29 protein-coding genes are annotated in these 26,555 nt (G+C 56.7%); 19 read left to right on the top strand and 10 right to left on the bottom strand.

Annotated features, from left to right (window positions below; genetic code table 11):
* The 5 genes from I9188_RS11310 to mdh form a co-directional block, all read right to left on the bottom strand.
* On the bottom strand, positions 1-696 hold the full coding sequence (locus I9188_RS11310; protein ID WP_209506541.1) for a hypothetical protein: 696 nt from the start codon (positions 694-696) through the stop codon (positions 1-3).
* A 49-nt stretch (positions 697-745) separates the two neighbouring features.
* Positions 746-1,627, bottom strand: a complete 882-nt coding sequence (sucD, locus tag I9188_RS11305; RefSeq protein WP_209506539.1) for a succinate--CoA ligase subunit alpha — start codon at positions 1,625-1,627, stop codon at positions 746-748.
* A gap of 13 nt (positions 1,628-1,640) precedes the next feature.
* Positions 1,641-2,468, bottom strand: a complete 828-nt coding sequence (locus I9188_RS11300) for a glycosyltransferase family 25 protein (RefSeq protein ID WP_209506537.1) — start codon at positions 2,466-2,468, stop codon at positions 1,641-1,643.
* Positions 2,469-2,565: 97 nt separating this feature from the next.
* Positions 2,566-3,759, bottom strand: a complete 1,194-nt coding sequence (sucC, locus tag I9188_RS11295) for an ADP-forming succinate--CoA ligase subunit beta (protein ID WP_209506535.1) — start codon at positions 3,757-3,759, stop codon at positions 2,566-2,568.
* 308 nt (positions 3,760-4,067) lie between these two features.
* Positions 4,068-5,030, bottom strand: coding sequence for a malate dehydrogenase (gene mdh, locus I9188_RS11290; protein ID WP_209506532.1), 963 nt, complete (start codon positions 5,028-5,030; stop codon positions 4,068-4,070).
* A 161-nt stretch (positions 5,031-5,191) separates the two neighbouring features.
* Here mdh and I9188_RS11285 point away from each other — a divergent pair, with 161 nt between their 5' ends.
* A complete protein-coding gene (locus I9188_RS11285; RefSeq protein WP_209506530.1) occupies positions 5,192-5,947 on the top strand; it encodes a sulfite exporter TauE/SafE family protein in 756 nt (251 codons plus the stop codon).
* Here I9188_RS11285 and I9188_RS11280 read toward each other — a convergent pair whose 3' ends face one another.
* Positions 5,948-6,253 (bottom strand): hypothetical protein, encoded by a 306-nt coding sequence (locus I9188_RS11280; protein WP_209506528.1) that lies wholly within the window; start codon positions 6,251-6,253, stop codon positions 5,948-5,950. It lies immediately after the preceding gene.
* A gap of 169 nt (positions 6,254-6,422) precedes the next feature.
* On the opposite strand from I9188_RS11280, the gene I9188_RS11275 reads away from it, so the two are divergent.
* The 12 genes from I9188_RS11275 to I9188_RS11220 all read left to right on the top strand — a co-directional run bounded on the left by I9188_RS11275 (position 6,423) and on the right by I9188_RS11220 (position 15,569).
* Entirely contained in the window at positions 6,423-7,280 is an 858-nt protein-coding gene (locus tag I9188_RS11275) for a CoA ester lyase (protein ID WP_209506526.1), read from the top strand.
* A 6-nt stretch (positions 7,281-7,286) separates the two neighbouring features.
* Entirely contained in the window at positions 7,287-7,841 is a 555-nt protein-coding gene (locus I9188_RS11270; protein WP_209506524.1) for an NnrU family protein, read from the top strand.
* Between the two features lie 12 nt (positions 7,842-7,853).
* The gene (locus tag I9188_RS11265; RefSeq protein WP_209506521.1) at positions 7,854-8,060 is read left to right on the top strand and encodes a DUF1737 domain-containing protein; all 207 of its coding nucleotides are present in this window, start codon (positions 7,854-7,856) and stop codon (positions 8,058-8,060) included.
* A complete protein-coding gene (locus tag I9188_RS11260; protein ID WP_209506519.1) occupies positions 8,060-9,088 on the top strand; it encodes a MaoC family dehydratase in 1,029 nt (342 codons plus the stop codon). The genes I9188_RS11265 and I9188_RS11260 overlap by 1 nt, the downstream gene beginning before the upstream one ends.
* 54 nt (positions 9,089-9,142) lie before the next feature.
* Entirely contained in the window at positions 9,143-9,805 is a 663-nt protein-coding gene (locus I9188_RS11255) for a DUF1194 domain-containing protein (protein WP_209506517.1), read from the top strand.
* Between the two features lie 215 nt (positions 9,806-10,020).
* A complete protein-coding gene (gene sdhC, locus I9188_RS11250) occupies positions 10,021-10,407 on the top strand; it encodes a succinate dehydrogenase, cytochrome b556 subunit (RefSeq protein WP_209506515.1) in 387 nt (128 codons plus the stop codon).
* Positions 10,408-10,420: 13 nt separating this feature from the next.
* Entirely contained in the window at positions 10,421-10,792 is a 372-nt protein-coding gene (sdhD, locus tag I9188_RS11245) for a succinate dehydrogenase, hydrophobic membrane anchor protein (protein WP_209506513.1), read from the top strand.
* A gap of 18 nt (positions 10,793-10,810) precedes the next feature.
* A complete protein-coding gene (gene sdhA, locus I9188_RS11240) occupies positions 10,811-12,616 on the top strand; it encodes a succinate dehydrogenase flavoprotein subunit (RefSeq protein WP_209506511.1) in 1,806 nt (601 codons plus the stop codon).
* A gap of 96 nt (positions 12,617-12,712) precedes the next feature.
* Positions 12,713-13,339 (top strand): sulfotransferase, encoded by a 627-nt coding sequence (locus tag I9188_RS11235; RefSeq protein ID WP_209506509.1) that lies wholly within the window; start codon positions 12,713-12,715, stop codon positions 13,337-13,339.
* Positions 13,340-13,370: 31 nt separating this feature from the next.
* Positions 13,371-14,150 carry a succinate dehydrogenase iron-sulfur subunit gene (locus tag I9188_RS11230; RefSeq protein ID WP_152456842.1) on the top strand — a complete coding sequence of 260 codons (780 nt, stop codon included), beginning with the start codon at positions 13,371-13,373 and terminating at the stop codon, positions 14,148-14,150.
* Between the two features lie 123 nt (positions 14,151-14,273).
* Positions 14,274-14,414 carry a hypothetical protein gene (locus tag I9188_RS11225; protein WP_209506507.1) on the top strand — a complete coding sequence of 47 codons (141 nt, stop codon included), beginning with the start codon at positions 14,274-14,276 and terminating at the stop codon, positions 14,412-14,414.
* Between the two features lie 291 nt (positions 14,415-14,705).
* On the top strand, positions 14,706-15,569 hold the full coding sequence (locus tag I9188_RS11220; RefSeq protein WP_209506504.1) for a DUF1989 domain-containing protein: 864 nt from the start codon (positions 14,706-14,708) through the stop codon (positions 15,567-15,569).
* A gap of 24 nt (positions 15,570-15,593) precedes the next feature.
* Here the strand turns inward: I9188_RS11220 and deoD are convergent, their stop codons facing one another.
* From deoD to I9188_RS11205, 3 genes are all read right to left on the bottom strand, one after another.
* On the bottom strand, positions 15,594-16,304 hold the full coding sequence (gene deoD, locus I9188_RS11215) for a purine-nucleoside phosphorylase (protein ID WP_209506502.1): 711 nt from the start codon (positions 16,302-16,304) through the stop codon (positions 15,594-15,596).
* Positions 16,305-16,322: 18 nt separating this feature from the next.
* The gene (locus I9188_RS11210; RefSeq protein ID WP_209506499.1) at positions 16,323-16,640 is read right to left on the bottom strand and encodes an H-NS histone family protein; all 318 of its coding nucleotides are present in this window, start codon (positions 16,638-16,640) and stop codon (positions 16,323-16,325) included.
* 123 nt (positions 16,641-16,763) lie between these two features.
* Positions 16,764-18,824, bottom strand: coding sequence for a protein meaA (locus I9188_RS11205; protein WP_280922395.1), 2,061 nt, complete (start codon positions 18,822-18,824; stop codon positions 16,764-16,766).
* Between the two features lie 51 nt (positions 18,825-18,875).
* Between I9188_RS11205 and I9188_RS11200 the strand changes: the two genes are divergently transcribed.
* From I9188_RS11200 to I9188_RS11175, 6 genes are all read left to right on the top strand, one after another.
* Entirely contained in the window at positions 18,876-20,219 is a 1,344-nt protein-coding gene (locus I9188_RS11200) for a 1-acyl-sn-glycerol-3-phosphate acyltransferase (protein WP_209506495.1), read from the top strand.
* Between the two features lie 155 nt (positions 20,220-20,374).
* Positions 20,375-21,658 carry a crotonyl-CoA carboxylase/reductase gene (ccrA, locus tag I9188_RS11195; RefSeq protein WP_209506493.1) on the top strand — a complete coding sequence of 428 codons (1,284 nt, stop codon included), beginning with the start codon at positions 20,375-20,377 and terminating at the stop codon, positions 21,656-21,658.
* Positions 21,659-22,025: 367 nt separating this feature from the next.
* Positions 22,026-22,745: a LuxR family transcriptional regulator gene (locus I9188_RS11190; RefSeq protein ID WP_209506490.1), complete on the top strand. Its 720-nt coding sequence runs from the start codon at positions 22,026-22,028 to the stop codon at positions 22,743-22,745.
* Positions 22,746-22,827: 82 nt separating this feature from the next.
* Positions 22,828-23,466 carry an acyl-homoserine-lactone synthase gene (locus I9188_RS11185; protein ID WP_209506487.1) on the top strand — a complete coding sequence of 213 codons (639 nt, stop codon included), beginning with the start codon at positions 22,828-22,830 and terminating at the stop codon, positions 23,464-23,466.
* A gap of 60 nt (positions 23,467-23,526) precedes the next feature.
* A complete protein-coding gene (locus I9188_RS11180; RefSeq protein ID WP_209506485.1) occupies positions 23,527-25,068 on the top strand; it encodes an AAA family ATPase in 1,542 nt (513 codons plus the stop codon).
* Positions 25,056-25,784 (top strand): SDR family oxidoreductase, encoded by a 729-nt coding sequence (locus I9188_RS11175; RefSeq protein WP_209506483.1) that lies wholly within the window; start codon positions 25,056-25,058, stop codon positions 25,782-25,784. Before I9188_RS11180 ends, I9188_RS11175 begins: the two co-directional genes overlap by 13 nt.
* A 3-nt stretch (positions 25,785-25,787) precedes the next feature.
* Here I9188_RS11175 and I9188_RS11170 read toward each other — a convergent pair whose 3' ends face one another.
* The gene (locus I9188_RS11170; protein ID WP_209506481.1) at positions 25,788-26,555 is read right to left on the bottom strand and encodes a TIGR02186 family protein; all 768 of its coding nucleotides are present in this window, start codon (positions 26,553-26,555) and stop codon (positions 25,788-25,790) included.

Genomic DNA, 26,555 nt, shown 5'->3' with positions numbered 1-26,555 from the left:
TCAATCCAAATACCGAAGGACAGTTAACCCTGCCGGTGCAAGAAGCGGATCAGCTTTGAAGCTGTCTTGAACGTGTGGTTTGACCAAATACAGGGTTGCTCGCACGTCTGGATGCTCAGAAGTGTCCGAGTGAGCCACCCATTCAACGCTTAGTTCGCCAAGTCTTCCGCTTGAGGACCGGTCGGCAATTGAGTAAGTCAAATCATCTAAGCCGTTGGTGTTCGTGGTAGATGCCATACAGTCCAACCGTTTTCGCCGCTCTTCGAAGAAAACATTTACGTAGCTACTCTTGTCTTGAGAAGACAGTGTTGCTGATTGGAAGTAACGGCTGTCCACTCTGTTCACGCGGCTACCAACCTGACTTCGTTCCTCGAACCTTAGTCTTGGCCACTCATTCTCCGAAGCTATTTTGCCCGAGAATAAATGTGCGTCAGCGATCGCACCGGTGGCGGAACTACGGTTGTCTGGAGAAACTTTAATCCAACCGTTCGCATAAATTTCCGCAACGGTTTCTTCAAATGTGGAACCGTCACTTGCACAAACATCTAGAACAGCTTTCAGGGGGTTGTTTTGTTCGGCAAGTCCAACTGTTGGGACCCAAAGGCAAAGAGCAAGGCTGAATGCAAAGCTAACCGCCCGGCGGGTACCGCCGGGCAGCGCCGGACCGGCCCCCCAGGGCGGGCGCTTCTCGCCCACCCTCGGGCCGGGCGCTGCCCTACAAGCATATGCCCGGTCCTTGAGCATCTTACCCGATCGCTTCCAGCACGGCCTCACCCAGCTGTGCCGGGCTTTCGGCCACGACGATACCGGCCGAGCGCATGGCTTCGATCTTGTCCTCGGCACCGCCCTTGCCGCCAGCGACGATGGCACCTGCGTGGCCCATGCGGCGGCCCGGAGGGGCTGTGCGGCCTGCGATGAAGCCTGCAACCGGCTTCTTGCGGCCTTTCTTGGCCTCATCTGCCAGGAACTGCGCGGCTTCTTCCTCGGCCGAACCACCAATCTCGCCAATCATGATGATCGACGTGGTCTCGTCATCTGCCAGGAACCATTCCAGCACGTCGATATGCTCAGTCCCTTTGATCGGGTCACCGCCGATGCCCACACAGGTGGACTGGCCCAGACCGACATCGGTGGTCTGTTTGACCGCCTCGTAGGTCAGGGTGCCCGAGCGCGACACAACACCGACCGAGCCGCGTTTGTGAATATGGCCGGGCATGATGCCGATCTTGCAGGCGTCGGGCGTGATGACACCGGGACAGTTCGGGCCGATCAGGCGCGACTTGCTGCCTTCCAGCGCGCGTTTCACCTTCATCATATCCAGAACCGGGATGCCTTCGGTGATGCAGACAATCACTTCCATCTCGGCATCAATCGCTTCGAGGATCGAGTCCGCCGCGAATGGAGGCGGTACGTAGATCACCGATGCGTTGGCTTCGGTCACGTGCTTTGCCTCGTGGACCGAGTTGAACACGGGCAGGCCCAGATGCTCCATCCCGCCTTTGCCCGGGGTTACGCCGCCAACCATCTTGGTGCCATAGGCAATGGCCTGTTCGCTGTGGAATGTACCTTGCGAGCCGGTAAAGCCCTGACAGATCACTTTGGTGTTTTCGTCGATGAGGACTGCCATTTTGTCCCTTTCTCTAGGCGGTGTTGGATTGATAGGGTTCTGCCGCTGGAAGAACCTGCGGCGCATAGGTAATTTTCTGAAGCGTGGCGCGACCGAGGGCCAGATTGGCCGTCGTGCGCAGGCCGCTGCTGATTTCGGCGATACCGCGCCTGATTTTTTGTCGGACCAGCGGCCAGCCCGAAGGGCGTTCGCGGGGGGCACCCATCTGGATTTCGCCCGGCGCTTCGTTGCCTTGCTCGACCATCGCGGGGACCACCTGATAGACATTGACCTGACGCGCCGCAGGCGAGGCTGACGGGTTGAACAACAGGCCATCCAGCGTGATATCATAGGGCTTTTGCGCCAGAAAGTGTTCTGCCGCTTGCCGGGTCAGCGCATATGCTGCACCTCCGGGGTGGCGTGAGTGCATCAGGCGCAGTTCCCGACCCAGATGGGATGAGCTTTTGCGCTCAAGTGCGAGGTAGAGCTTTGTACTGCGCCAGCGTTCGAACCGCACGATATCTGCATCCTCTGGCCACCAGGATGCATCGTTCAACCAATCCGCCAGTTCTGGCGACAGGAAAACATCATCCTCAAGGATCAAGGCCTGTTCCGCGCCAGAGGCGACAACGGCCTCCCACGCTTTGGCGTGGCTGAGAGTGCAGGCCATGTCCTTGGTATGGAAATAGCCCCACGGCCCCTCGGCCCGGCATTCGCGCAGGAAATCCTCACGGGTGGCGGCATCGCAATCAACAGCATTAACGCGCGTCGCCGACAGGCCTGCCTTTTGCAGCTCCTGCTCCATCAAACGCGCCCGCCCGGTGGCGCGTTCAAGACCTATGAGGAAGATGGGGATGGTCATCAGATCGGTTGTTTCTTTCGATTTCCCGCGTGAAACAGATAAACTTGGGTTATAGTTGCCGTGGGGTCGGCCTGTAGCCCACTCCACAGCAACTTGCTTACCCTTTAACCGCCTTCACGATCTTCTCGGCACCGTCTTTCAGGTTGTCTGCCGCGATCACGTCCAGACCCGAATTGTTGATGATCTCTTTGCCTTTCTCGACATTGGTGCCTTCCAGACGCACGACCAGCGGAACTTGCAGGCCGACCTCTTTCACCGCAGCCACCACGCCCTCGGCGATGACGTCACAGCGCATGATGCCGCCGAAGATGTTGACCAGAATGCCTTTGACCTGTGGGTCCGAGGTGATGATCTTGAACGCTTCGGTCACCTTCTCTTTGGTCGCACCGCCGCCCACATCGAGGAAGTTGGCAGGTTCGGCCCCATAAAGCTTGATGATGTCCATCGTGGCCATCGCCAAACCGGCACCGTTCACCATACAGCCAATCTCACCATCCAGTGCGATGTAGTTCAGGTCGTATTTGCTGGCTTCCAGTTCCTTGGGGTCTTCCTCGGTCGTGTCGCGCAGTTCGGAAATATCGGGGTGACGGTAGACCGCGTTGCCGTCAAAGCCGACCTTGGCATCCAGCACTTTCAGGTCGCCGCTGTCGGATACGATCAGCGGGTTGATCTCCAGCATCTCCATGTCTTTCTCGACGAAGGCTTTGTAGAGGATGCCCATAAGCCTGACACATTGCTTGACCTGCGCGCCCTCAAGCCCCAGCGAAAACGCGATGCGGCGACCGTGGTAGGGTTGATAGCCGGTGGCCGGGTCAACCGAGAAGGACAGGATTTTCTCGGGCGTCGCGGCGGCAACCTCTTCGATGTCCATACCGCCTTCGGTCGAGCAGACAAACGAGATACGGCTGGTCTGACGATCCACCAGCAGAGCCAGGTACAGTTCACGCTCGATGCCGGAACCGGCTTCGATATAGATGCGGTTGACCTGCTTGCCTGCCGGACCCGTCTGATGGGTGACCAGAGTGCGCCCCAGCATCTTCTTGGCTTCTTCGGCCGCTTCCTCGACCGATTTGGTCAGCCGGACACCGCCTTTTTCACCAGCATCGGCTTCTTTGAACGAGCCTTTGCCGCGGCCACCCGCGTGAATCTGCGCCTTGACGACCCAAAGCGGCCCATCCAGTTCACCGGCTGCGGTTTTGGCTTCCTCGGCGCGCAATACGGCGCGACCATCGGAGACCGGAGCGCCGTAGCTGCGAAGAAGAGCCTTGGCCTGATATTCGTGAATGTTCATCGAAATTGTCCCGTCTGACTGCGTTTAACCGTTATAGGCGTGTCTAGCGGGCAAATTTAAAGGGTTTTTTGACCTGCGACGGGAAATTGTCGAAGATTTTCGACATTTGTGATCACGGGTTTTTAGGGTGTGATCACAAAAATTCGAGTGTCATCGATTGATTCGATATTCCTGCACAGTTTTTTGAAATCACATTCGAAAAAAGGGATTTGGGACGTTTGCGCCAACATATGCGGCCGGGTTCCAGGGTGGTAAATGAAAACCGGCCCAGAATTGGGCCGGCCTCAAATTCGGATTGTCTGGCAGTTTTATGCCAGTGAACTGTCGATACCCTTGCAAGCCTCGATCAGGCCTTTCACGGCGTTGACCGAGTTGTCGAAGCCGGCTTGCTCGTCTTCGTTCAGTTTGATGTTCACAATGCGCTCGACGCCACCAGCGCCGATGACTGTCGGCACCCCGACATAAAGGCCGTTAACACCCAACTCACCGCTGCAGTACGCCGCACAAGGCAGAACACGCTTCTGGTCTTTCAGATAGGCTTCGGCCATTTCGATCGCCGAGGTGGCGGGCGCGTAATAAGCCGATCCGGTTTTCAGCAAACCGACGATTTCGGCGCCACCATCACGGGTGCGCTGTACGATGGCATCCAGCTTTTCTTGCGAGGTCCAGCCCATTTCAACCAAATCAGGCAGCGGGATACCGGCAACGGTCGAATAACGAACCGACGGCACCATGGTGTCGCCATGGCCGCCCAATACGAACGCGGTTACATCGCGCATCGAGACGTTGAACTCTTCCGACAGGAAATGCGCGAAACGCGCTGAATCCAGCACGCCAGCCATGCCGCAGACTTTGTTATGCGGCAGGCCCGAGAATTCGCGCAGCGCCCAGACCATGGCGTCCAGCGGGTTGGTGATACAGATCACGAACGCATCGGGCGCGTGTGCTGCGATGCCTTCGCCGACCGATTTCATGACTTTCAGGTTGATGCCCAGCAGGTCATCGCGGCTCATGCCCGGCTTGCGGGCTACGCCTGCGGTCACGATGCAAACATCCGCCCCGGCGATATCAGCATAGTCGCTGGTGCCTTTCATCGTTGCGTCAAAGCCTTCGGACGGGCCTGACTCGGCGATGTCGAGCGCCTTGCCCTGTGGCAGCCCGTCAGCGATGTCAAACAGGACAACGTCACCCAGTTCTTTGACAGCTGCAAGATGTGCAAGCGTGCCGCCGATGTTCCCCGCGCCGATCAGCGCAATCTTGGGTCTGGCCATTTGGAATATCTCCAGTCGGTTTTGAAATCGCGGCTGTGCTATTCGCTAAAACGGCATTAGGCAAGAGTTCTGCGACGTGGCATACAACCGCATACCGTTTGCGAGACCCTATGTGGTTGCGCTAAAGGGCCTTTGAGACAAGCCAAAACCGGGGTTGGTGGATGTTCGAATTGAACCTGATGTTTTTTGCTGTGGCGATCCCGGCGGTGATTTTTGCGGGAATCTCGAAGGGCGGTTTCGGCTCGGGCGTGGCCTTTGCGTCATCATCGATTCTGGCCTTGATCCTAACGCCCGGGCAAGCCCTTGCCCTGATGCTGCCGATTCTGATGGTGATCGATGTGGCCACTTTGGGCCCTTATTGGAAGCGGTGGAGCTGGAGGGATGCACGCGTGCTGATCCTGGGTGCTGTACCCGGTGTGGCAATGGGGGCATGGCTTTACCGTTCAACGGATGATGACCTGCTGCGCCTGCTGATCGGCGGCATCTCTGTTGGGTTTGTGATCTGGCACATCGCACAGTCAAAAGGCTGGGTGCGCGGGTTTGCCAGACGGTTGCCACCCTCCGCTGGCCTGTTTGCAGGGCTGGTCGCGGGATTCACCAGCTTCGTCAGCCATGCCGGAGGCCCTCCGGCTGCCGTTTACCTATTGTCCCAACGGCTGACCAAGACCGAGTTTCAAGCCAGTACAGTATTGGTTTTCTGGGTGATAAATATCGCAAAGTTCGTACCCTACGCTTATCTGGGCATGTTCACATGGCAGACGGCATGGGCCGATATGCTGTTAACACCGTTTGCTGTTCTCGGTGCCTGGCTGGGCGTCCGCGCACATTTCATGTTGTCCGAACGCCTGTTCTTTGGAATTGCCTATGTGTTGCTGACCCTTACCGGCGGTAAGCTGATCTGGGACGCACTTACCTGATCAGGCGTTCGGGGGCAGCGCTTCGGCTACAGCCTCGAAAGATTGCCCCGAAGCGACAAGGCAGGTGACCCCGTTGGGAAAAGTCACCGTGATGGTCCAGCTGCCGCGTTGAGTTGAGGCGAAAAGCTCCATGACCGCGCCTTGCTGGGCCAGACCATAGCCCCTGCGCGTTTCGTCATAAGTGTCAGTCAATCTTGTCAGCACATCTTCTCGCGGTGCGCAGTTTTGCCCCTGGGCCTGTACCTGTTGTGCCGCCAGAACCATGATCCCAAGTCCCATCGTCATCTCGAACATTGTCTTTCGCATCCCGAATCCTTTCGGTTCCCTCTGCTGGTCAGGGTGCGGCGTAGGGGCCGAAATTCAGTTAAGGCAAAGCACGTTGCCCCCTGTTTGCTGCGGTGCGGCAATTTTGGGCTTGAACTTTCCGGTAAAAAATGCCCCATTCCGCGCAACTTTATTTCAATGGGAGTGGTCCATGGATCCTCGTCAGCGCCCCTATCGTTCGGTTCTCTATATTCCTGGGTCCCGGGATCGGGCTTTGGAAAAGGCCCGCACTCTGCCGGTAGATGCAATCATCTTCGATCTGGAAGATGCGGTCGCGGCCGACGAAAAGGACAATGCGCGCGAAACGCTTAGGGCGGCTTTGGCTGCCGGAGGGTACGGGTCACGCGTCAAGATTGTCCGGATCAACGGGTTGGACACCGAATGGGGCCGTGCGGATGCCGAGGCTGTGCGCGAAATGGATGCCGACGTAGTCCTGTTGCCTAAGGTGAATTCGGCGGCTGACGTGGATGCGCTGGCAGCAATCACCGGAGATCTGCCGATCTGGGCCATGATGGAAACCCCGCGTGGAATGTTGAACGCGGCAGAAATAGCCGCGCATCCGCTGATGGCTGGATTCGTAATGGGAACAAATGATCTGGCGAAAGAGCTGCAAACCCGCTTCCGCCCAGATCGCCTTCCGATGATGACCTCGTTAGGGCTGTGCTTGCTGGCCGCCAAGGCCGAAGGGCTGATCATCATCGACGGCGTTTACAACGCTTTCAAGGATGTCGAAGGTCTGGCTTGCGAATGTGCGCAAGGCCGCGATATGGGCTTTGATGGTAAAACGCTGATCCACCCGGCCCAGGTCGAAGTGGCAAATACCGCCTTCGCGCCATCGGACGATGAGATCGACCTGGCTCGCCGCCAGATCTCGGCTTTTGAAGAGACCGAAGCCCTTGGCCAAGGGGTCGCCGTTGTTGATGGCAAGATTGTTGAAAATCTGCACGTTGTAACTGCCCGCGAAATTCTGGCAAAAGCAGAGGCGATATTAGCTTTGCAAGCGGGGTAGGCCAGCATGGGCTTTGTTCTTCTGATCTTGGGTGTGGCGCTGTGGTGGGGGGCGCATCTGTTCAAACGTGTGGCACCTGAACGCCGCGCCGCAATGGGTGACGCGGGTAAAGGCGCTGTTGCCCTGGCTTTGGTCGCGTCGATCCTACTGATGATCTTCGGGTATCGCATGACCGACTTCATCCATGTTTGGGCGCCGCCAACCTTTCTGGTTCACGTCAACAACCTGTTGGTTTTGATCGCGATTTATATGATGAGCCCTGCGGGCACAAAAGGCCGGCTGCTGAACAAGCTGCGCCACCCGATGCTGGGCGGGTTCAAGCTGTGGGCTTTTGCGCACCTGTTGGTGAACGGCGATCTGGCCTCGATCATTCTGTTTGGTGGCCTTCTGGCCTGGGCGGTGGTCGAAGTCATTGTAATCAACAAGTCTGAACCCGAGTGGACCCCGGCAGAGCCTGGCACTTACGGCAAGGATGCGATGTTCTTTGTGGCTTCGATCGTTCTGATGGGAATTATCGGATACATCCACGGGCTGGTTGGCCCATCTCCGTTCGGCTCATAAGGATTTGATTTGATGTCGAAACTTTATCGCTTGCTGACCGAAGAAGACACTTCGGCCTTCTGTCACAAGGTGTCCGACGCCCTGTCAAAGGGATGGGAGCTGTATGGCGACCCGGCTTACGCCTTTGATGCCAACGGCAACGTAATGCGTTGTGCGCAGGCCGTGACCAAAGAGGTCGAGGCCGATTATTCCCCCGACATGAAACTGGGACAGCAGTAATGGCGAAAACTAATCCGGGCCGATTTTTCGAGGACTATTCTGTAGGGCAGGTGTTGCAGCATGCAGTACCTCGCACCGTGACCGAGGGAGAGCGCGGCTTGTATCACGCGCTTTATCCCGCACGTCATGCGCTTTACTCTTCGGATGAATTTGCCCGGGACTGTGGGTTGCCGGAAAGCCCGATTGATGATCTGGCCGCGTTCCACATCGTGTTCGGCAAAACCGTGCCTGACATTTCCTTGAACGCGGTTGCCAATCTTGGCTATGCCGAAGGCCGTTGGCTGAAGCCCGTTTATACTGGCGATACGCTGCGATCCGTATCAGAGGTTATTGGCCTGAAGCAGAATTCCAACGGAAAAACCGGTGTTGTCTGGGTTCGTACACGCGGGCTGAACCAGTTGAACGAGGTGGTTCTTGAATACGTGCGCTGGGTCATGGTGCGCAAGGCAAACGTAGATGCACCCGCGCCCGAGACAGTTGTTCCTGATTTGAAGGCGGCCCTTGATCCGCAGGACCTGATCGTGCCGGAAGGGCTTGATTTTTCAAACTACAATTTTGGCCTTGCGGGCGAGGTGCATCGCTGGGGCGATTATGAGATCGGTGAAACCATCGATCATGTGGACGGTGTCACCGTCGAAGAGGCCGAACATATGCTTGCCACACGTCTGTGGCAGAACACCGCCAAGGTGCATTACGACCTGACGTTCCGTCCGGAAGGCAGGCTCATTTATGGTGGGCATGTAATCTCGATGGCGCGGACTTTGTCCTTCAATGGCCTTGCAAATGCGCAGATGATTGTCGGCTTGAATGGTGGCGCCCATGCTAACCCTTGTTTTGCGGGTGATACGATCAAGGCATGGTCCGAAGTTCTGGACAAAGCGGAAACTGGGGTTCCCGGCATAGGCGCAGTACGATTGCGTCTGGTCGCGACCAAGGGAGGTGATCCGTTCAAGCTGAAGAACGAAGAAGGGCGGTACCTGCCAGACGTTCTGCTGGATCTCGACTATTGGGCATTGATGCCCAAATAAGTGATCTGACGGATATGTGACGCCACGGCTTGCAAGGCGTGATAGGTTTGCACAATGAACCTGCTACGCGCGATATTGGCCAGCGTTATTCTGGCACCGGCGGCTCAGGCCTGCGATCTGGCCTTGGCTTTGGCCGTGGATGTTTCTGGTTCGGTCGATAGCAGCGAATACCGCATCCAGATGGATGGGTTGGCCGCCGGTTTGCGCGACCCGATCGTGTCCGAGGCACTGGTGCGGGGGCAGGCGCGGCTGATGCTGGTGCAATGGACCGGCTCATCGCGCCAGCGGATCACTATTCCCTGGACCCATATCGATAGCTTTGCCACGCTGGATCAGTTTGCAGGCCAGGTTGCCGCCGATCCGCGCATCTGGCGGAATTTTTCGACGGCTATCGGCGAGGCGCTTCAAATGACCCTGAGTTCATTCGATTCGGTTTCCGACTGCCGACGGCATTTGATTGACCTGTCAGGGGACGGTGTGTCCAATGAAGGGATTGAACCGACGCGGGTTCATGCGGCCCTGCGCGCCGAGGGGATCGTTGTCAACGCGCTGGCTATTGAGGAAAGCGAACCGGACCTGACGGCATATTTCTTTGAGAATGTCATCGTGGGCGAAGGTGCCTTTGTCGTTTCTGCCACCGGGTTCGCGGATTACCCGGAACGAATTCGCCGAAAACTGCTGCGCGAAGTGACGCGGCAAACGGCAGACCTGAAATGACGGTTTGAGAGATTCGTGATCACATCTCTTCGGCCTTGAAAACGCTAACATTGACAGCGCGGAATGTAATATGTGATCACGAGATTATTTTGTGTGATCACATAATTGATTTATCCGTGTAATTGAGCGCAATTTGATGGTTTTTGCACTCGCAGCACGTGACAGTGTCGCAAAAACCAGTAAAACGTTCGGTAGCCAACCGAAAAGGAGCCGCCATGGCCGATGTAAATCGGGGCAATCGCCCACTTTCGCCGCATCTGTCGATTTATCGCCCGCAGCTGACGTCGATCACGTCCATCCTGACGCGCATCACCGGTAACGCCCTTCTGCTCGCAGCTCTGTTGATCGTCTGGTGGTTTCTGGCCGCAGCAACCTCGCCCGAAGCGTTTGCAGTAGCGAATGGGGTAATAACCTCGATGCTTGGAGACCTTGTGATGGCGCTGTCCGTTTGGGGGCTTTGGTATCACACGTTGGCCGGTGTGCGGCATCTGATCTGGGACAATGCGGTTGGTCTGGATATTCCGACGGCGACCAAACTGGGTTGGGCTGTTGTCATCGGATCAGTCGTTTTGACCCTTCTGACCCTTGTCCTCGTCGCGTGATTGGAGGCCTGACATGCGTTATCTGACCGACCGCAAACGCGCCGCTGGACTTGGCTCGGCGAAATCCGGCACTGCCCATTTCTGGGCGATGAAAGTCAGCTCGGTTGCTTTGCTGATCCTTGTGCCGTTGTTTGTATTCACCTTTGGTCCGATCCTGGGCCAGCCATTCGAAGTCGTTCTTGACTACTACTCGCGACCTTTCCCTGCCATCGTGGCAGCACTGACGCTGGCGGTTGGCTTTAAACACTTTGCGGACGGTGCGCAGGTGATGCTTGAAGATTATGTTCACGGCACGCTTGAAAAGGTCCTGATCATTCTGGTGACCTGCCTGTCCTACGGTGCGGCTGCGGCCGGCATCTTCGCCATCGCGCGCATTGCCCTTTAATTCCCGGAGCTGAAAGAAATGGCTGCATACGAATACGAAACGCATGAATATGACGTGGTCGTTGTCGGCGCCGGTGGGGCCGGTCTGCGGGCGACATTGGGTATGGCGGAGCAAGGTCTGCGCACGGCATGCGTGACCAAGGTTTTCCCTACCCGTTCTCATACCGTGGCCGCGCAGGGTGGCATTGCCGCGTCGCTGTCGAATATGGGCCCCGACCATTGGCAATGGCACATGTACGATACCGTCAAGGGCTCGGACTGGTTGGGCGACACCGATGCGATGGAATATCTCGCACGGGAAGCACCCAAGGCTGTTTACGAACTGGAACACTATGGCGTTCCGTTCAGCCGAACTGAAGAGGGTAAGATCTATCAACGCCCGTTTGGTGGTCACACCACTGAATTCGGCGAAGGCCCGGCAGTACAGCGCACCTGTGCCGCTGCGGACAGGACCGGCCACGCGATCCTTCATACGCTCTATGGCCAGTCGCTGAAGAACAATGCTGAGTTTTACATCGAGTACTTCGCCATCGACCTGATCATGTCCGATGACGGCCAGTGTCAGGGTGTTGTCTGCTGGAAACTGGACGATGGTACAATGCATGTCTTCAATGCCAAGATGGTTGTGCTGGCGACCGGCGGTTATGGCCGCGCCTATTTCAGCGCGACCTCGGCCCATACCTGCACCGGCGATGGCGGTGGCATGGTGGCCCGTGCTGGGCTGGCCTTGCAGGATATGGAATTCGTTCAGTTCCACCCCACCGGCATCTACGGTTCGGGCTGTCTGATCACTGAAGGAGCGCGTGGCGAGGGTGGTTACCTGACCAACTCGGAAGGTGAACGGTTCATGGAGCGGTATGCGCCCCAGTACAAGGACCTCGCGCCGCGTGACTATGTCTCGCGCTCAATGACAATGGAAATCCGCGAAGGCCGTGGTGTCGGTGCGGAAGGCGATCATATTCACTTGAACCTCAGCCACCTGCCAGCCGAGGCTTTGGCAGAACGTCTGCCCGGCATCTCGGAAAGCGCCAAGATCTTTGCCGGCGTGGATGTCACCAAGGAACCGATCCCGGTTCTGCCAACCGTGCATTACAACATGGGCGGTATCCCCACAAACTATTGGGGTGAAGTTCTGAACCCAACGGCCGAGAACCCGACAGCTGTGGTGCCGGGCCTGATGGCAGTGGGCGAGGCCGGTTGCGCCTCGGTCCACGGCGCGAACCGCTTGGGCTCGAACTCGCTGATTGACCTTGTGGTCTTTGGCCGCGCGGCGGCGATCCGGGCAGGAAAAGTCGTGGATGCGGAAGCTGCGAACCCGGTTCTGAACCAGGTATCGGTCGATAAGGCCTTTGACCGGTTCGACGCGGTGCGCAACGCCAGCGGTTCCATCCCGACCGCAGAATTACGGCTTGAAATGCAGAAAACCATGCAGGCGGATGCTGCCGTGTTCCGTACCGCCAAGACCATGGCCGAAGGCGTCGAGAAGATGACGGCAATCGCTGCCAAGATGGACGATCTGAAAGTCACCGACCGGTCGCTGGTCTGGAACAGTGACCTGATGGAAACGCTGGAGCTGACCAACCTGATGCCCAACGCGCTGGCCACGATCGTCGGCGCAGAGGCGCGCAAAGAATCCCGTGGTGCCCACGCGCACGAGGATTTCTCTGCACGTGATGACGAAAATTGGCGCGTTCATACGGTTAGCCGGGTCGAAGGCAACAAGGTTGAGCTCAGCTATCGTCCCGTGATCGTCGATCCGCTGACGACCGAAGACGAAGGTGGCATCAGCCTGAAGAAAATCGCGCCCAAGGCACGTACGTTCTAAAAGGCTCGGACAGCAGGCAATGGTGAGCAAGCGCCAAATACACACGAAGACCGCAACGGCCATTGGCCAGCGGTCGATCCGTGTCCGGTGCTTGTCATGATGGTCGAGGTCCTGCAATCCGGTTCAGGCGATCCCAAGATTATCCTGATCGGGCTGAACCGCTGTGCGACGACCTCGTTTCACAGACTGTTCCAGAACAGCGGGATACCGTCGGTTCATTGGGAAGATGACCAAGGTCGAAATCTTGCGCACCGGATGTTGACCAACATTGCCATGGGGCGACGACCACTGGACGGGTTCGGAGCGGTGCGGGCCTTCACAGACATCGCTTTTGTCAATCCCCGCTTCATGCTGGACGGGGCGCGTTTCTTCCGTGAATTGCATGCTGCTTACCCGGATGCCTATTTCTTGCTGAACACACGGGACAAGGATGACTGGATTGTTTCGCGTGCCAACCATTCCGGTGGCGGGTATCTGGATCGGTGTTGCAAAGCCAATGGCCTGAGTGTGGATGAAGTGAAACGCGGCTGGGCGCATATGTATGATGTGCACCATGCCGAGGTAGAAGCCTATTTTAACGGCAACCCGCGCTTCCTGCGCTTTGATATCGACTGTGATGATCCGCAACGCGTTGCGGACTGGCTCGCGCCGGATTTTGACGTGAACATCGCCCATTGGGGGCATTATAACCGAGGGGCGTCCCAGCGCGCCCGGACAGGCTGAAAGGCGGCCTTGTGCTGAATGGAGAATTGACATGGTTCAACTGACCCTGCCCAAAAATTCCCGGATTACGACCGGCAAGACCTGGCCCAAGCCGGATGGCGCGACCAATGTGCGCAAGTTCCAGATCTATCGCTGGAACCCGGATGATGGTCAGAACCCCCGTGTCGATACCTACTTTGTCGATATGGACACGTGCGGGCCAATGGTTTTGGACGCGCTGATCAAGATCAAGAACGAAATCGACCCGACCCTGACATTTCGCCGATCATGCCGTGAAGGCATCTGCGGCTCGTGCGCAATGAATATCGACGGGATCAACACGCTGGCCTGTATTTATGGCATGGATGAGATCAAGGGCGACGTGAAAATCTATCCGCTGCCGCATATGCCTGTGGTCAAAGATCTGATCCCTGATCTGACTCATTTTTATGCCCAGCATGCTTCGATCATGCCGTGGCTGGAAACCAAGACCAACCGTCCTGCAAAGGAATGGAAGCAGTCGATTGAAGATCGGAAAAAGCTGGATGGTCTCTATGAGTGTGTGATGTGCGCAAGCTGCTCGACCTCTTGCCCCAGCTACTGGTGGAACGGCGACCGGTATCTTGGTCCTGCTGCTCTGCTGCATGCTTATCGCTGGATCATCGACAGCCGGGATGAGGCCACGGGCGAGCGCCTGGACGAGCTGGAAGACCCGTTCAAGCTCTATCGCTGCCACACCATCATGAATTGCGCCAAGACCTGTCCCAAAGGCTTGAACCCGGCCAAGGCGATTGCCGAGATTAAGAAGATGATGGTTGAACGCGCGGTTTAAGCACCTGCGCCGCATTGCGGTAAGCGCATGTCGATCTTGCAAAATAAGGCGATGTAGCCCCGGCTGCATTGCCTTATTTTTTTGGTCAGGGAGGAGTGATGAGTTCGAGTCAGGATCACTCCGATGAATACAAACACTTCCAAACAAAAAATCGACGCTAAAGAGGCCCTGAATCTTCTGGAGCAGGCATGGGCCTACTACACACCGGAGCCGGTTAAAGCCGACAAAGAGCCCGAGCTGTTCGAATACGCAAACGCGGCCTGATCAAATACGACAGCCCTTGAAAAGCTTTGGTCAATCGGCAAAGCAGAGGAATGCCTGTTCTTCTGCTTTTGTTGGCCGCCGCAGTGTTCGCCTATTTTTTTTTGGCGCTCGCGCCATTCAACGCTGACACGTGATTGTCGCTGGCGGCAGGACAGACGTCAGGGCATCTGGCGGTGCAGCTTTTGTGGAGCGGAAGACGCTGCGACGGACCAACCTATGCGCTGTCTTAAGGGAAGTGAGGGTTGAATATAGGGCTTTTCGCGAGCCAGAGAATCCGCCACTCTGCACGCCATGACCGGTTCTGAGAATATTGCCCGCCCCCCAGAAGATGCCGAAGCCCGTCGTTCGGTCGCCCCTGTCATTTGTTATCCGAACGATGCATTGCCGCGACCAGATTTGCCCTGGATGAGATCTGTGCGCCAACGGGCAGCCAAAACCGGCGAAGTCCTGGTTCCTCCGCGTGAGGCGCGCTGCTTTGATGTACCTGCCGGGCATTTCTTTCGCATCACATCGGTTGAAGGCCCGCAGGTTGGCGATTTGAATTTGTGGAACCGCAATGATTTGTCCGAGCGCTTTTATTCCGGAAAGACGCGGGCTCTGCATGGCACGCACCTGACCATCGGAGAGCGGATGTGGTCCAGTTTCCCACATCTGCGCCCGATGGCCACCATCATAGCGGATACACTGGAGTGGTACGGGATCGATGCCTATGGGGGATCGGTTCATGACGTAATCGGTACGCGTTGTGATCCATATACGGGCAACTTGCTGTCCGGCACGCAGTATCACCACTGTTGCCATTCCAACCTGACCCGCGCGCTGGCGGATTATCTGAATATCCCGATGGATGAGGCCGAACCCGCGGTGCACGACGTTTTGAACGTCTTCATGTGTACCGGTTTCACTCGGGATACAGGGCGGTATTTCATGAAAGCATCGCCCGTTCGCCCCGGCGACTATCTGGAATTCTTTGCCGAGATCGATTTGCTTGGCAATCTCAGCGCCTGTCCGGGTGGGGATTGTTCCTCGGAACATTCCTCTGACACCGCCGCGTGTTATCCCTTGTTGGTCGAAACATTTGCCGCGACGGCCACAGACCTGGATGGCTGGGAAAGCCCGGCGCGCAATGGCTATGATCGCACGCACGGGCGTTAGGATCTGCGGGCACCCACCTTACTGCTAGTTGCCCGGGAATGCGGCCTGTAGCGCGATTTCCACCATGTCTCCAAAGCTGCTTTCACGTTCCGAGGATGGCAGAGCTTCTCCCGTCAGAAGGTGATCGGAAACAGTGAGAACTGCCAGAGCACGACATTTGTGGCGCGCTGCCAGGATATAGAGCTCGGCCGCCTCCATTTCGACGCCAAGAATCCCGTGACGCACCATCTGTTCATTCAGGTCCGGGCGCTCATCATAGAAAACGTCCGAAGAATAAATCCCACCGACATGGGTAGGAGTCCCTTTGGCAGCCGCCGCCTTTGCGGCCGCCTGCAACAAACTCCAATCGGCGCAGGGCGCAAAGTTCAGTTCTTTCATGATACCGCGTGACGGCGTGCTTAGCGTTGTCGAGGTCATTGCCAGAATGACGTCTCGAATTTTGACACTGTCCTGCATTCCGCCACACGACCCAATTCGGATCAGGGTTTTTGCACCGTAATCACGAATTAACTCGTTTACGTAAATAGAGAGCGAGGGCATTCCCATGCCGCTACCCTGTATCGTTACAGGATTTCCCTTCCAATTTCCGGTAAACCCAAGCATCCCCCGGACGTTATTGACTTGTTTCACATCGTCCAAAAACGTCTCGGCTGCCCATTTCGCCCGATAAGGATCTCCGGGTAATAGAACAGTTTCTGCAATTTCGCCTTCTTCAGCGCCGATATGAATTGTCATTGTTTTGATCCGCCCTGATCAGATTTCAAGATCGGAGATATCGGTACCCGCCTGCAACGCATCATGCACCCATTTCGGCTTGCGGCCGCGACCTGTCCAGGTTTGTTCCGGATTGGCAGGATTGCGGTATTTTTCTTTTGTTTTCTTTTGCTTGGATGCGCGGGGTGCGTCGCCTGAAAGCTCGGACAGCGAATACCCGAATTCCGCGGCGGCCTTTTCAGCGGCTTTCAATGCCTCACGGCGCTCGCGTTTTTCGGCTCCTACCAAGGCTTTTTCGACATCGTCACGCAGTGCCATAAGGTCTTTACGCGACATCTGTTCAAGATTGATCCCCATCATTCATCTCCGAAGGATATATTTACGGTGCACTTGAGCGCGCACCGTAATTCTAACAAATGGTTTATTCCATCCCAAATATCCAAAGGGAAGAAACGGGGAATTAGGAGTCTAAAACTTCAGTTACTCGGCTGCGAGGTTTTTGGGGTCTACCAGCGTTACGATATCGCTCATGATCGCATTAAGTTCAAAGTTTTTGGGGGTGTAAACCTTGGATACACCCATGGCTTTCAATTTTGCTGCATCTTCATCAGGAATAATTCCGCCGACAACCACGGGAATGTGAGACAGGCCAGCCTTTTGCAGCCGATCCATTACATCTTCTACCAACGGCAGATGGCTGCCGGACAGGATCGACAGCCCGATGACATGTGCGTCATCGTCACGGGCTGAGGTGACAATTTCTTCTGGGGTCAACCGGATACCCTCATAGCTGATATCCATGCCGCAGTCGCGGGCACGGAACGCGATTTGTTCAGCGCCGTTGGAATGGCCGTCCAACCCCGGTTTCCCAACCAGGAATTTCAGGCGCCGTCCCAGTTTGTCGCTGACAGCATCAACCGCCGTGCGCAGGTCCTCCAACCCTTCGGTCTTGTTCGAGACCGATCCGGAAACGCCGGTCGGGCCACGATAAGTGCCGAAGACCTTGCGCATCTCTTCGGCCCATTCCCCGGTTGTCACACCCGCCTTGGCAGCGGCAATGGACGGCTCCATGACGTTCGCTCCTGTCTGAGCAGCCTGGCGCAATGCGGCCAAGGTCGCTGCAACAGCCGCTTCGTCCCGCTCAACCCGCCACGCATTCAGGCGGTCAATCTGTTCCTGTTCCACGGCAGGATCTACGACCATGATGCCGCCATCTTCGGTCTGCAAGGGCGAAGCCTCGCCTTCCATCCATTTGTTCACGCCGACGACGACGGTTTCGTTGCGTTCGATCCGGTTCAGACGTTCAGCGTTGGAATCCACAAGGCGGGATTTCATATACTCGATTGCCGCAACCGCACCGCCCATCGAATCCAGGTTCGCCAGTTCTGCGCGTGCACCTGCTTTCAATTCTTCGACCTTGGCATCAACAGCCGGGTTGCCATCGAACAGATCATCGAATTCCAGCAGATCAGTTTCATAGGCCAGAATCTGCTGCATCCGCATGGACCATTGCTGATCCCAAGGGCGTGGCAGGCCAAGCGCCTCGTTCCAGGCGGGCAACTGCACCGCACGGGCGCGTGCATTCTTCGACAGGGTTACGGCCAGCATCTCGATCAGGATGCGGTAGACGTTGTTCTCAGGCTGTTGCTCGGTCAGACCCAGAGAGTTCACCTGCACGCCATACCGGAATCGGCGGAACTTCGGATTTTCAACACCATAGCGTTGTTGCAGAATCTCATCCCAAAGATCCACGAAGGCACGCATTTTGCACATTTCGGTGACAAAGCGGATGCCGGCATTCACAAAAAAGGAAATCCGGCCGCAGAGCGCCGGGAAATCCTCGGCAGGTACTCGTGGGCGCAATTCGTCCAGCACGGCGATGGCAGTGGCCAGGGCGTACGCCAGCTCCTGCTCTGGCGTCGCGCCCGCCTCTTGCAGGTGATACGAGCACACGTTCATCGGGTTCCATTTCGGAACTTTGGTATAGCAATACTCGGCCACGTCCGCGATCATCTTGAGCGACGGTTTTGGCGGGCAAACATAAGTGCCCCGGCTCAGATATTCCTTGATCAGGTCGTTCTGGACCGTGCCCTGCAACTTGGAAACGTCAGCGCCCTGTTCCTCGGCCGCTGCGATGTAAAGGGCAAGCAACCAAGGGGCGGTGGCGTTGATCGTCATAGACGTGTTCATCTGTTCCAATGGAATCTGATCGAACAAAACCCGCATATCGCCCAGATGGCAAACGGGCACCCCGACCTTGCCAACTTCGCCACGTGCCAACGTGTGGTCACTGTCATATCCGGTCTGGGTGGGCAGATCGAAGGCAACCGAAAGACCGGTTTGCCCTTTGGCAAGGTTGCCACGATAAAGCGCGTTCGAGGCCTTGGCGGTAGAATGACCGGCATAGGTCCGGATGAGCCAGGGGCGATCTTTCTGCATCTGCGTCATGAAGGGGCCTCGCGTTTCGGTGGGCAATAAAATTACGTCTAGGGGTTCTAAAGCGCAATTTTCGGGACATGTCAATTCGCTGCGTTGCGGCATCCTGCAATTGTTCAGATTGTGAGCAGCTGAGATTGGTGGCAAGGTGCGGCCATGACACAAACCGTGGAACTTCCGCTTTGGCTTTTTGTGCTGATCGTGGTCTTTGCCATGGTTACCTTCGCTTCACATTTCCTGTTCCCGTCAGTCCGGTGGTTCTTCCGCCGCCGGTTGGAACGTGCCGTGGCGCGTTTGAACCAGCGCCTGCAACGTCCGATCCAACCGTTCAAGTTGGCCCGCCGGCACGACATGATTCAACGGCTGATTTATGATCCACAGGTCGGAAAAGCGGTCCAGCATCACGCCCTTGAAACCGGAATACCCGAAGCCGTTGCGTCCGAGCAGGCACGCCGCTATGCCCGCGAGATCGTACCGTCCTTTTCTGCCTTCGCCTATTTCAGTTTTGCGATCCGGCTGGCCCGGCTACTAAGCAACACATTCTACGAAGTGCGGCTTAGCTACCAAGACGAAGACGCGGTCAGGACTATCGACCCTGATGCAACCGTTGTTTTTGTGATGAACCACAGAAGCAATATGGACTACGTGTTGGTTACATATCTGGCGGCCCCGCATTCTGCTTTGTCCTATGCAGTAGGGGAATGGGCGCGGGTTTGGCCGCTGAGCCGGTTGATCCGGGCAATGGGGGCTTACTTTATCCGGCGCAAGTCGGGTAGCGAGCTCTACCGGCAGGTTCTGTCCACCTATGTGCGCCATGCGACCGAAGCCGGTGTGACGCAAGCCATGTTTCCAGAAGGTGGCTTAAGCCTGACAGGAGCGCTCGCCCGCCCAAAGCTTGGATTGCTCAAGTACATAATGGATGGGACGACGTCGCAGGGGCGTGATGTCGTATTTGTTCCCGTCGCTTTGAATTATGACCGTGTGCTTGAAGACACTATTCTTACCCGTGCGGCACTGGGAAAAGAGCGTCGTTTTCGGGCCCGGATCGGTGTCATCGCGCGATGGATTTTCAAGCAATTCTGGCGGCGAGTGATCGGACGCTACAAGCGGTTTGGGCTGGCATCGGTCCGGTACGGAATGCCGATTTCCCTGAAAGAGTTCCGGGCCGAAGGCAGTGACGACATGATGACCGATCTGGCGCGCACATTGATGCAGCGTATCCAGAACGCGATCCCGTTGGTTCCGGCCCCTGCGGCCTGTTTGCTGATACGTGACAATGGGCCGATGGCGGAACTGGATCTGCGGTCCTGTATTCAGACGATGATGGAACGCGATGGTAGGCAGACCCAAGACAATGCGCCGGCCATATCAAGCGCTTTGGACCAGTTGATTGAACGACGGATTCTCAAGCGGCAGGGAGATATTCTTTCTTCATCTGGGCAACGCGGTGATCTGCTGGAATATTATGCGGCATCTGTACCGGTTTCCGCGCGCCCCTAAAATTCTGCGTCTGCAAAATAATTTCTGCAACTGCTGGGTCATAAAATTACAATTTTTCACCGAAACAGGTTGCAATATTTCGCAGCGGCCAATATTTCATCTGATAAAGCACGCGATTCTGCGTCGCGGCAAAAGTATTGAAAAAGGAGGCCAGCATGGCTTTGGACACCGAAACCGGTATCGCGTCGTATGAGGCACCCGAAAAAGACCTCTATGAAATGGGTGAGATCCCTCCGATGGGATATGTCCCGAAACAAATGTACGCTTGGGCCATCCGAAAGGAACGCCACGGCGAGCCAAATACTGCGATGCAGCAGGAAGTGGTCGATGTACCCACGCTTGACAGCAATGAGGTGCTTGTTCTGGTGATGGCGGCAGGCGTCAACTATAATGGTGTCTGGGCTGCTCTGGGCCAGCCGATTAGCCCCTTTGATGGCCACAAGGCGCCGTACCATATCGCTGGCTCTGATGCATCGGGCATCGTTTGGGCCGTTGGCGACAAGGTCAAGCGGTGGAAGGTTGGCGATGAAGTTGTCATTCACTGCAATCAGGACGATGGCGACGACGAGGAATGCAACGGCGGCGACCCGATGTATTCGACCAGTCAGCGGATCTGGGGTTATGAAACGCCTGATGGTTCATTCAGCCAGTTCACGCGCGTTCAGGCTCAACAGTTGATGCCGCGCCCCAAGCACCTGACCTGGGAAGAAGCGGCGTGTTACACGCTCACACTCGCGACGGCATATCGTATGCTGTTTGGTCACGAACCGCACGACCTGAAACCGGGTCAGAACGTTCTGGTCTGGGGTGCCTCGGGCGGTCTGGGATCTTATGCAATCCAGTTGATCAACACAGCCGGGGCAAACGCGATCGGGGTGATCTCGGACGAAAGCAAGCGTGATTTCGTCATGGGTCTGGGCGCAAAGGGGGTCTTGAACCGCCGCGATTTTAATTGCTGGGGTCAACTGCCCACGGTCAATACGCCCGAATACGCCGAATGGTTCAAAGAGGCCCGCAAGTTCGGCAAGGCAATCTGGGACATCACCGGCAAGGGCAACAATGTCGACATGGTGTTCGAGCATCCGGGCGAAAGCACCTTTCCGGTTTCGACCTTCGTGGTGAAAAAAGGCGGCATGGTTGTGATTTGTGCGGGGACGTCCGGGTTCAACTGCACATTCGACGTGCGTTACATGTGGATGCACCAGAAACGCCTGCAGGGTTCGCATTTTGCCCATCTGAAACAGGCGGCAGCGGCGAACAAGCTGATGGTCGAGCGCCGCCTGGATCCCTGTATGTCCGAGGTGTTTGCCTGGAACGACCTTCCGGAAGCACATATGAAAATGCTGCGAAATGAACACAAGCCGGGCAACATGTCTGTGCTTGTTCAGGCACCGCGTACCGGATTGCGCACCCTCGAGGAAGTTTTGGACGCAGGCTGATAAAGTTCAGGACCTTAGACAAAAACCACCCGCGAATCGCACTGTCAGTTCGCGGGTGGTTTGCTGTTTGCAGGCCTGTTTCATGCTTTCAGATGCTTGCGATTTTTACCCCCGCTATTTTTGGGGAGTAGAAACCGGTGAATAGGTCGAAAAAGTTCATACATGTTATGGTTGTGTTAACGCTTCGTTAACTGTTTCAGAGAGACCCTGATGGCGCAAAATGAGTGGATATTGGACGTACTATCGGACCTCAACGCTTTCGCCGTTGCGAATGGGTTGAGCGCGCTTGCAGAACAGCTTGATGATACAAGGCTGATTGCCGCGGCCGAGATCGCGTCCCTGAAGAACGAGGCACGGGCGCCCGCGGATGGGAACGAAAACCGATTTGGGTCAAATCCTGCAGGATTTGGAAAACACCAGCACGCTTGAAGAGCTCAGCATCGTCGCCGAGTGTCTGCGAGACACTTTGAAGGTTGCACATCTGACATATCACTGGGTTGACGGCGCAGGGGACCAATACGGGTATACGACATACTCAGACGCCTGGGACGAACGATACAGGGAAAAAAACTATCATCGGATCGATCCTGTAATTCTGGGGTGTTTCCAGCGATTTCACCCGGTTGACTGGAAGTCGCTGGACTGGTCCAGCAAGGTGGCCAAATCATTCCTTCAGGATGCCCACGACCATGGGGTCGGCAATCAGGGATACTCAATTCCGATTCGAGGTCCAAACGGCCAGTTCGCTCTTTTTACCGTTAATCATAGTTGCGACGATCAAACCTGGCAGACCTTCATCTCGACCTACGGGCGCGAGTTGATTCTTGTCGCGCACTACATCAACCGCAAAGCGCTGGAGTTTGAAAAGGACAGGCAACCGGATGCCACGCGAGGCCTGTCGCCCCGTGAAATCGACGCTATTACCCTTTTGGCACTGGGTTACAGCCGTGCTCAGGTGGCGCATTCCCTGTCGATTTCCGAACATACGCTACGCGTTTACATTGAAAGCGCCCGATCGAAACTCGGAGCCCTTAACACGACCCACGCAATCGCAACGGCACTCAGCCGGGGATTAATAGTGGTTTAAGGGCAGAGCGTACTCAAAACGCAATATTAACCACGACTCTGTACCCCCTTCGTTCCTGCACAGGACGACAAGGGGAAAAGTCATGTTGCGTTATCTATATGCCGATGAGTTACACAGATTTCCGACTCTGGCTGAGGGGATGTTCAAGGATCGCGCAGATCAGTTCAAAACCCGGTTGGGGTGGGACGTCCATGTCAACAAAAAAGGAGAAGAGCGGGATGAGTACGATGACCTCAACCCGCTATATGTCATCTGGGAAGAACCGGATGGCAGCCATGGCGGGTCGATGCGGGTATTGCCGACAACCGGCCGGGTAATGATCAATGAGGTGTTTGGGCATCTCAACAGTGGCAAGCCGATTTGCAGCCCGCTGATCTGGGAGGTGACCCGGTTCTGCCTGTCCCGCACAGCCAGCCCGCACACTGCCGGGGCCATAATGCTAAGCGGGGGCGAGATGATGGAAGGCTTTGGCCTGACGCATATTGCCGGTGTTTTTGATGCCCGTATGATCCGGATCTATCGTCTGATCGGGTCGTCCCCCGAGGTTCTTGGAACCCAAGGCAAAGGGCGTGACCAGATCTCGGTTGGGTTGTGGCCCTATTCAGCGGATGATTGCAACCGCGTGGCTGAACGGGCAGGCATTCCGCGTGAGCTTTCGCGCATGTGGTTCAGGGCGGCTTTCGGGCGATCCAAACTGCACCGATTTGCCTTGTCTGCCTAAGGGCCGGAAAACGCAATTCCGCATCTGGTGATGGTTGGCGCGGCCCTGTAGGGTCGCGCCATGCCTTTGCCCAATGTGACCTTCTCAGACGATCAGGCCACCGCGTACGACAGCATCGCCGAGATGCTGCGCTTAGCCGGTGTCGACCTCGAGGACGATGCCCTTCTGAAATTACCGGGGGCAAGGAAGTCTGGCGTGATGGCTGTCATCGGCAAGGCCGGGTCCGGCAAAACGTTGCTGCTGGCAGAACTATATAAGGCGCTGGCTGAGACCGGTGTTCAGGTCGTGTCCGGCGATTACGAAAGCCGCAAATCGAAAGACAAGCGCAGCCTTGCCATCCTGGCCCCGACGAACAAGGCTGCAAGCGTTCTGCGATTGCGCGGCGTGCCTGCGACCACGATTCACCGCATCCTTTATACGCCGGTCTATGACCCGGAATACGAGCGTATCGCCGAGTGGCTGGCCGGAAATGATGAGCGCCCCGAGATCGAAGGTCTGACAGACGAAGCTTTGGACCGTGCTGCTGCGTTTTATCGTAACAACAAATCGATCCCCGGTGCGCTGGCCGCAGCCGGATTGCGCGGTTCAGATTTCATAACCGGTTGGAAACGACGTGAGGAACCGCTGGATATCGGGTTTGTCGATGAGGCATCGATGCTGGATGATCGTCAGTTCGAGGACCTGAAAGAGATTTTCCCGACCCTTCTACTGTTCGGTGATCCCGCACAGCTGGCTCCAGTCAATCAGTCCGGCAGCATGGTGTTTGAAGCCTTGCCCGAACCGCGAAAGCTGACGCTTCAGCGGGTGCATCGGCAGGACGCGGATAACCCGATCCTGGATCTGGCGCACGCTCTTGCCGATCCGTCGATGGGATTTGAAGAATTTGAGCGTCTGGTCGAAGAAACCGCCCGGCGGGACGACAGGGTTGTTTGGGGGCAGCGGGTCGAAGTTGATCTGATGGCGCGCAGCCCGGTTCTGGTCTGGCGCAACGCCACGCGCATTCGTTTAATACAGGCGTTCAGGCAAGTTCACGGCGCGCCGGATACCGAGCTTTTGGAAGGTGAGCCGCTGATCTGCGATGGGATCGAGTTGCCGTTGAAGCACCGCAAGAAGCGGTTGGATCTTGAGGCGCGCGGCCTGATCAAAGGGGCCCAGGTTGTCTATCTTGGCCCCGGTCGTAAGCCTGGGTTTTCGCGCTTGCATGTGATGGGGGCCGAAGACCCTCAGGTCAGCGCTGCGTCGATTGTCCAGATCGAAAAACCGGATGAGGAAGAGCCGTTCATTCCTTTTGCCGCTCGCATGGGGGCAACGTTTTTGCACGGGGCTGCTGTGACGATACACAAGGCGCAAGGATCACAGTGGGACACGGTTCAGGTGTTTGCCCCCGACATTTACGCCGCCGCCCGTATGGGCCGTTCCGAGGCCGGGCAACCTTTGTGGAAGCGTTTGGCTTATGTTGCGATCACCCGCGCACAAGAGCGTTTGATCTGGGTGGTTCGCAATCGATTGTCAAAACCCACCCACCCGTTGCAGATAGATGATTTGCGCGCGATCCCCGCAGTTTCACTCACACTGGAGACAGAAGAGACATGGGTTCCATAATCGTAACTGGTGCAAGCTCTGGCATCGGTCGGGCCACCGCCGAGCTTTTTCTGGTACAGGGCTGGACGGTCGGGCTGCTGGCGCGCAGCGCGGACAAGCTGAATGCCCTCGCGCAGGAATACCCGGCGGCCATAGCATTGCCCGCAGATGTAACCGACCCGGACGCAGTCAAACAGGCGTTCCACGCCTTTACGGAGCGGGCAGGGCGACTTGATGTTCTGTTCAACAACGCCGGGATCTTTGCGCCGGGCGGCACGATCGACGAGATCGCTCTGGACGATTGGTATCAAACCGTCAACGTGAACCTGAACGGTATGTTTCTATGCGCGCGCGAGGCCTTTGGGATCATGCGTCATCAAAGCCCGCAGGGCGGGCGGATCATCAATAACGGCTCGATTGCAGCGCATGTTCCGCGCCCGAATTCTGTACACTATTCAGCGACCAAACATGCCGTTACCGGGCTGACGCGCAGCCTTTCACTGGATGGGCGATCATTTGGAATTGCATGTGGTCAGATCGACATCGGCAACGCGTGCACGCAGATGGTTCAGGATCTGGTGGATGCGGCGCAGGCGGCAGGCCAGACGCCGGACCCAACCATGGCGGTCGAGGATGCCGCGCGGTCTGTTCTGCATATGGCCACCCTGCCACCCGAAGCAAATGTGCAGTTCATGACGGTCATGGCCACGACCATGCCCTATATCGGCAGGGGGTGAGTGTCAGTTTTCCCGCAACAGACGGAACGCTGTCGACGCGCCCCAACCTGCTGCAATTGCGATAACCAATGACATCAGCCCGTACCAAACGGGTTGCTGACGGGACATATTGTACAGAAACCGCTCTAACCCGACTTTGCGAACATCGATTGTGGTTTCGTATTGCGATACAACCTCTCCTCCGCGGGTCAGGAAGATCCGGGCGGAATAATCCCCTTCGGTCAGGTCCGCGGGCATGTCGATTGACGTCCGGAACAAGGTTTGTTCGTCCACGGCCACTGTGTTCTCGCGGATGGAATACAACTGTTCGGATTCACGGATCCGGATTACGGCATCTGCAAAATCCTGAGCACCACGGATGTGCATCGCCGCTCCGACAGACCGGATCGCGCGTTCAATCGAAATGCGGTGACGCAGGTCTTCGGTATCGGTCAGTATTTGATCCAACGGTTCGCTGGTGGCAACTGCGTAGAAACTTGGTGCCAGGTCGACCAGCACGCTATCGGTGTTTACCCAAATCCCCAACTTTCGTTCCTTGCGGCGAACCGTGACGGGCTCGGACGGGCCAGCGACCGCGACGATAACTGCGACCGGTGGGCCTGGGGGAATGGGTGTTTCCCGTTTGATGGCCCCGAAAATGAGGATCTCGGACCCGTCAAAGTCGGCAGTGATCGCAACACGATCCTGGCTAAGGCCCAGGACGACCTGCTCTTCATCGGCTGCGGCGGGCAGGCTGAACAGGCACAAAGCGGCAAAGACATAGCGCAGCAT

The organism is Ruegeria sp. HKCCSA071 (assembly GCF_017872555.1).
GTDB lineage: Bacteria > Pseudomonadota > Alphaproteobacteria > Rhodobacterales > Rhodobacteraceae > Ruegeria.
The sequence above is the reverse complement of the archived record's forward strand: the minus strand, read 5'-3'. Positions and strand labels throughout refer to the sequence as shown.

Bases quoted from the DNA above. Each gene is read 5' to 3' on its own strand.
- sucD (WP_209506539.1), bottom strand. From the start codon at position 1,627: ATGGCAGTCCTCATCGACGAAAACACCAAAGTGATCTGTCAGGGCTTT.
- I9188_RS11300 (WP_209506537.1), bottom strand. From the start codon at position 2,468: ATGACCATCCCCATCTTCCTCATAGGTCTTGAACGCGCCACCGGGCGG.
- sucC (WP_209506535.1), bottom strand. From the start codon at position 3,759: ATGAACATTCACGAATATCAGGCCAAGGCTCTTCTTCGCAGCTACGGC.
- mdh (WP_209506532.1), bottom strand. From the start codon at position 5,030: ATGGCCAGACCCAAGATTGCGCTGATCGGCGCGGGGAACATCGGCGGC.
- I9188_RS11285 (WP_209506530.1), top strand. From the start codon at position 5,192: ATGTTCGAATTGAACCTGATGTTTTTTGCTGTGGCGATCCCGGCGGTG.
- I9188_RS11280 (WP_209506528.1), bottom strand. From the start codon at position 6,253: ATGCGAAAGACAATGTTCGAGATGACGATGGGACTTGGGATCATGGTT.
- I9188_RS11275 (WP_209506526.1), top strand. From the start codon at position 6,423: ATGGATCCTCGTCAGCGCCCCTATCGTTCGGTTCTCTATATTCCTGGG.
- I9188_RS11270 (WP_209506524.1), top strand. From the start codon at position 7,287: ATGGGCTTTGTTCTTCTGATCTTGGGTGTGGCGCTGTGGTGGGGGGCG.
- I9188_RS11265 (WP_209506521.1), top strand. From the start codon at position 7,854: ATGTCGAAACTTTATCGCTTGCTGACCGAAGAAGACACTTCGGCCTTC.
- I9188_RS11260 (WP_209506519.1), top strand. From the start codon at position 8,060: ATGGCGAAAACTAATCCGGGCCGATTTTTCGAGGACTATTCTGTAGGG.
- I9188_RS11255 (WP_209506517.1), top strand. From the start codon at position 9,143: ATGAACCTGCTACGCGCGATATTGGCCAGCGTTATTCTGGCACCGGCG.
- sdhC (WP_209506515.1), top strand. From the start codon at position 10,021: ATGGCCGATGTAAATCGGGGCAATCGCCCACTTTCGCCGCATCTGTCG.
- sdhD (WP_209506513.1), top strand. From the start codon at position 10,421: ATGCGTTATCTGACCGACCGCAAACGCGCCGCTGGACTTGGCTCGGCG.
- sdhA (WP_209506511.1), top strand. From the start codon at position 10,811: ATGGCTGCATACGAATACGAAACGCATGAATATGACGTGGTCGTTGTC.
- I9188_RS11235 (WP_209506509.1), top strand. From the start codon at position 12,713: ATGATGGTCGAGGTCCTGCAATCCGGTTCAGGCGATCCCAAGATTATC.
- I9188_RS11230 (WP_152456842.1), top strand. From the start codon at position 13,371: ATGGTTCAACTGACCCTGCCCAAAAATTCCCGGATTACGACCGGCAAG.
- I9188_RS11225 (WP_209506507.1), top strand. From the start codon at position 14,274: ATGAATACAAACACTTCCAAACAAAAAATCGACGCTAAAGAGGCCCTG.
- I9188_RS11220 (WP_209506504.1), top strand. From the start codon at position 14,706: ATGACCGGTTCTGAGAATATTGCCCGCCCCCCAGAAGATGCCGAAGCC.
- deoD (WP_209506502.1), bottom strand. From the start codon at position 16,304: ATGACAATTCATATCGGCGCTGAAGAAGGCGAAATTGCAGAAACTGTT.
- I9188_RS11210 (WP_209506499.1), bottom strand. From the start codon at position 16,640: ATGGGGATCAATCTTGAACAGATGTCGCGTAAAGACCTTATGGCACTG.
- I9188_RS11205 (WP_280922395.1), bottom strand. From the start codon at position 18,824: ATGCCGCAACGCAGCGAATTGACATGTCCCGAAAATTGCGCTTTAGAA.
- I9188_RS11200 (WP_209506495.1), top strand. From the start codon at position 18,876: ATGACACAAACCGTGGAACTTCCGCTTTGGCTTTTTGTGCTGATCGTG.
- ccrA (WP_209506493.1), top strand. From the start codon at position 20,375: ATGGCTTTGGACACCGAAACCGGTATCGCGTCGTATGAGGCACCCGAA.
- I9188_RS11190 (WP_209506490.1), top strand. From the start codon at position 22,026: ATGGGAACGAAAACCGATTTGGGTCAAATCCTGCAGGATTTGGAAAAC.
- I9188_RS11185 (WP_209506487.1), top strand. From the start codon at position 22,828: ATGTTGCGTTATCTATATGCCGATGAGTTACACAGATTTCCGACTCTG.
- I9188_RS11180 (WP_209506485.1), top strand. From the start codon at position 23,527: ATGCCTTTGCCCAATGTGACCTTCTCAGACGATCAGGCCACCGCGTAC.
- I9188_RS11175 (WP_209506483.1), top strand. From the start codon at position 25,056: ATGGGTTCCATAATCGTAACTGGTGCAAGCTCTGGCATCGGTCGGGCC.
- I9188_RS11170 (WP_209506481.1), bottom strand. From the start codon at position 26,555: ATGCTGCGCTATGTCTTTGCCGCTTTGTGCCTGTTCAGCCTGCCCGCC.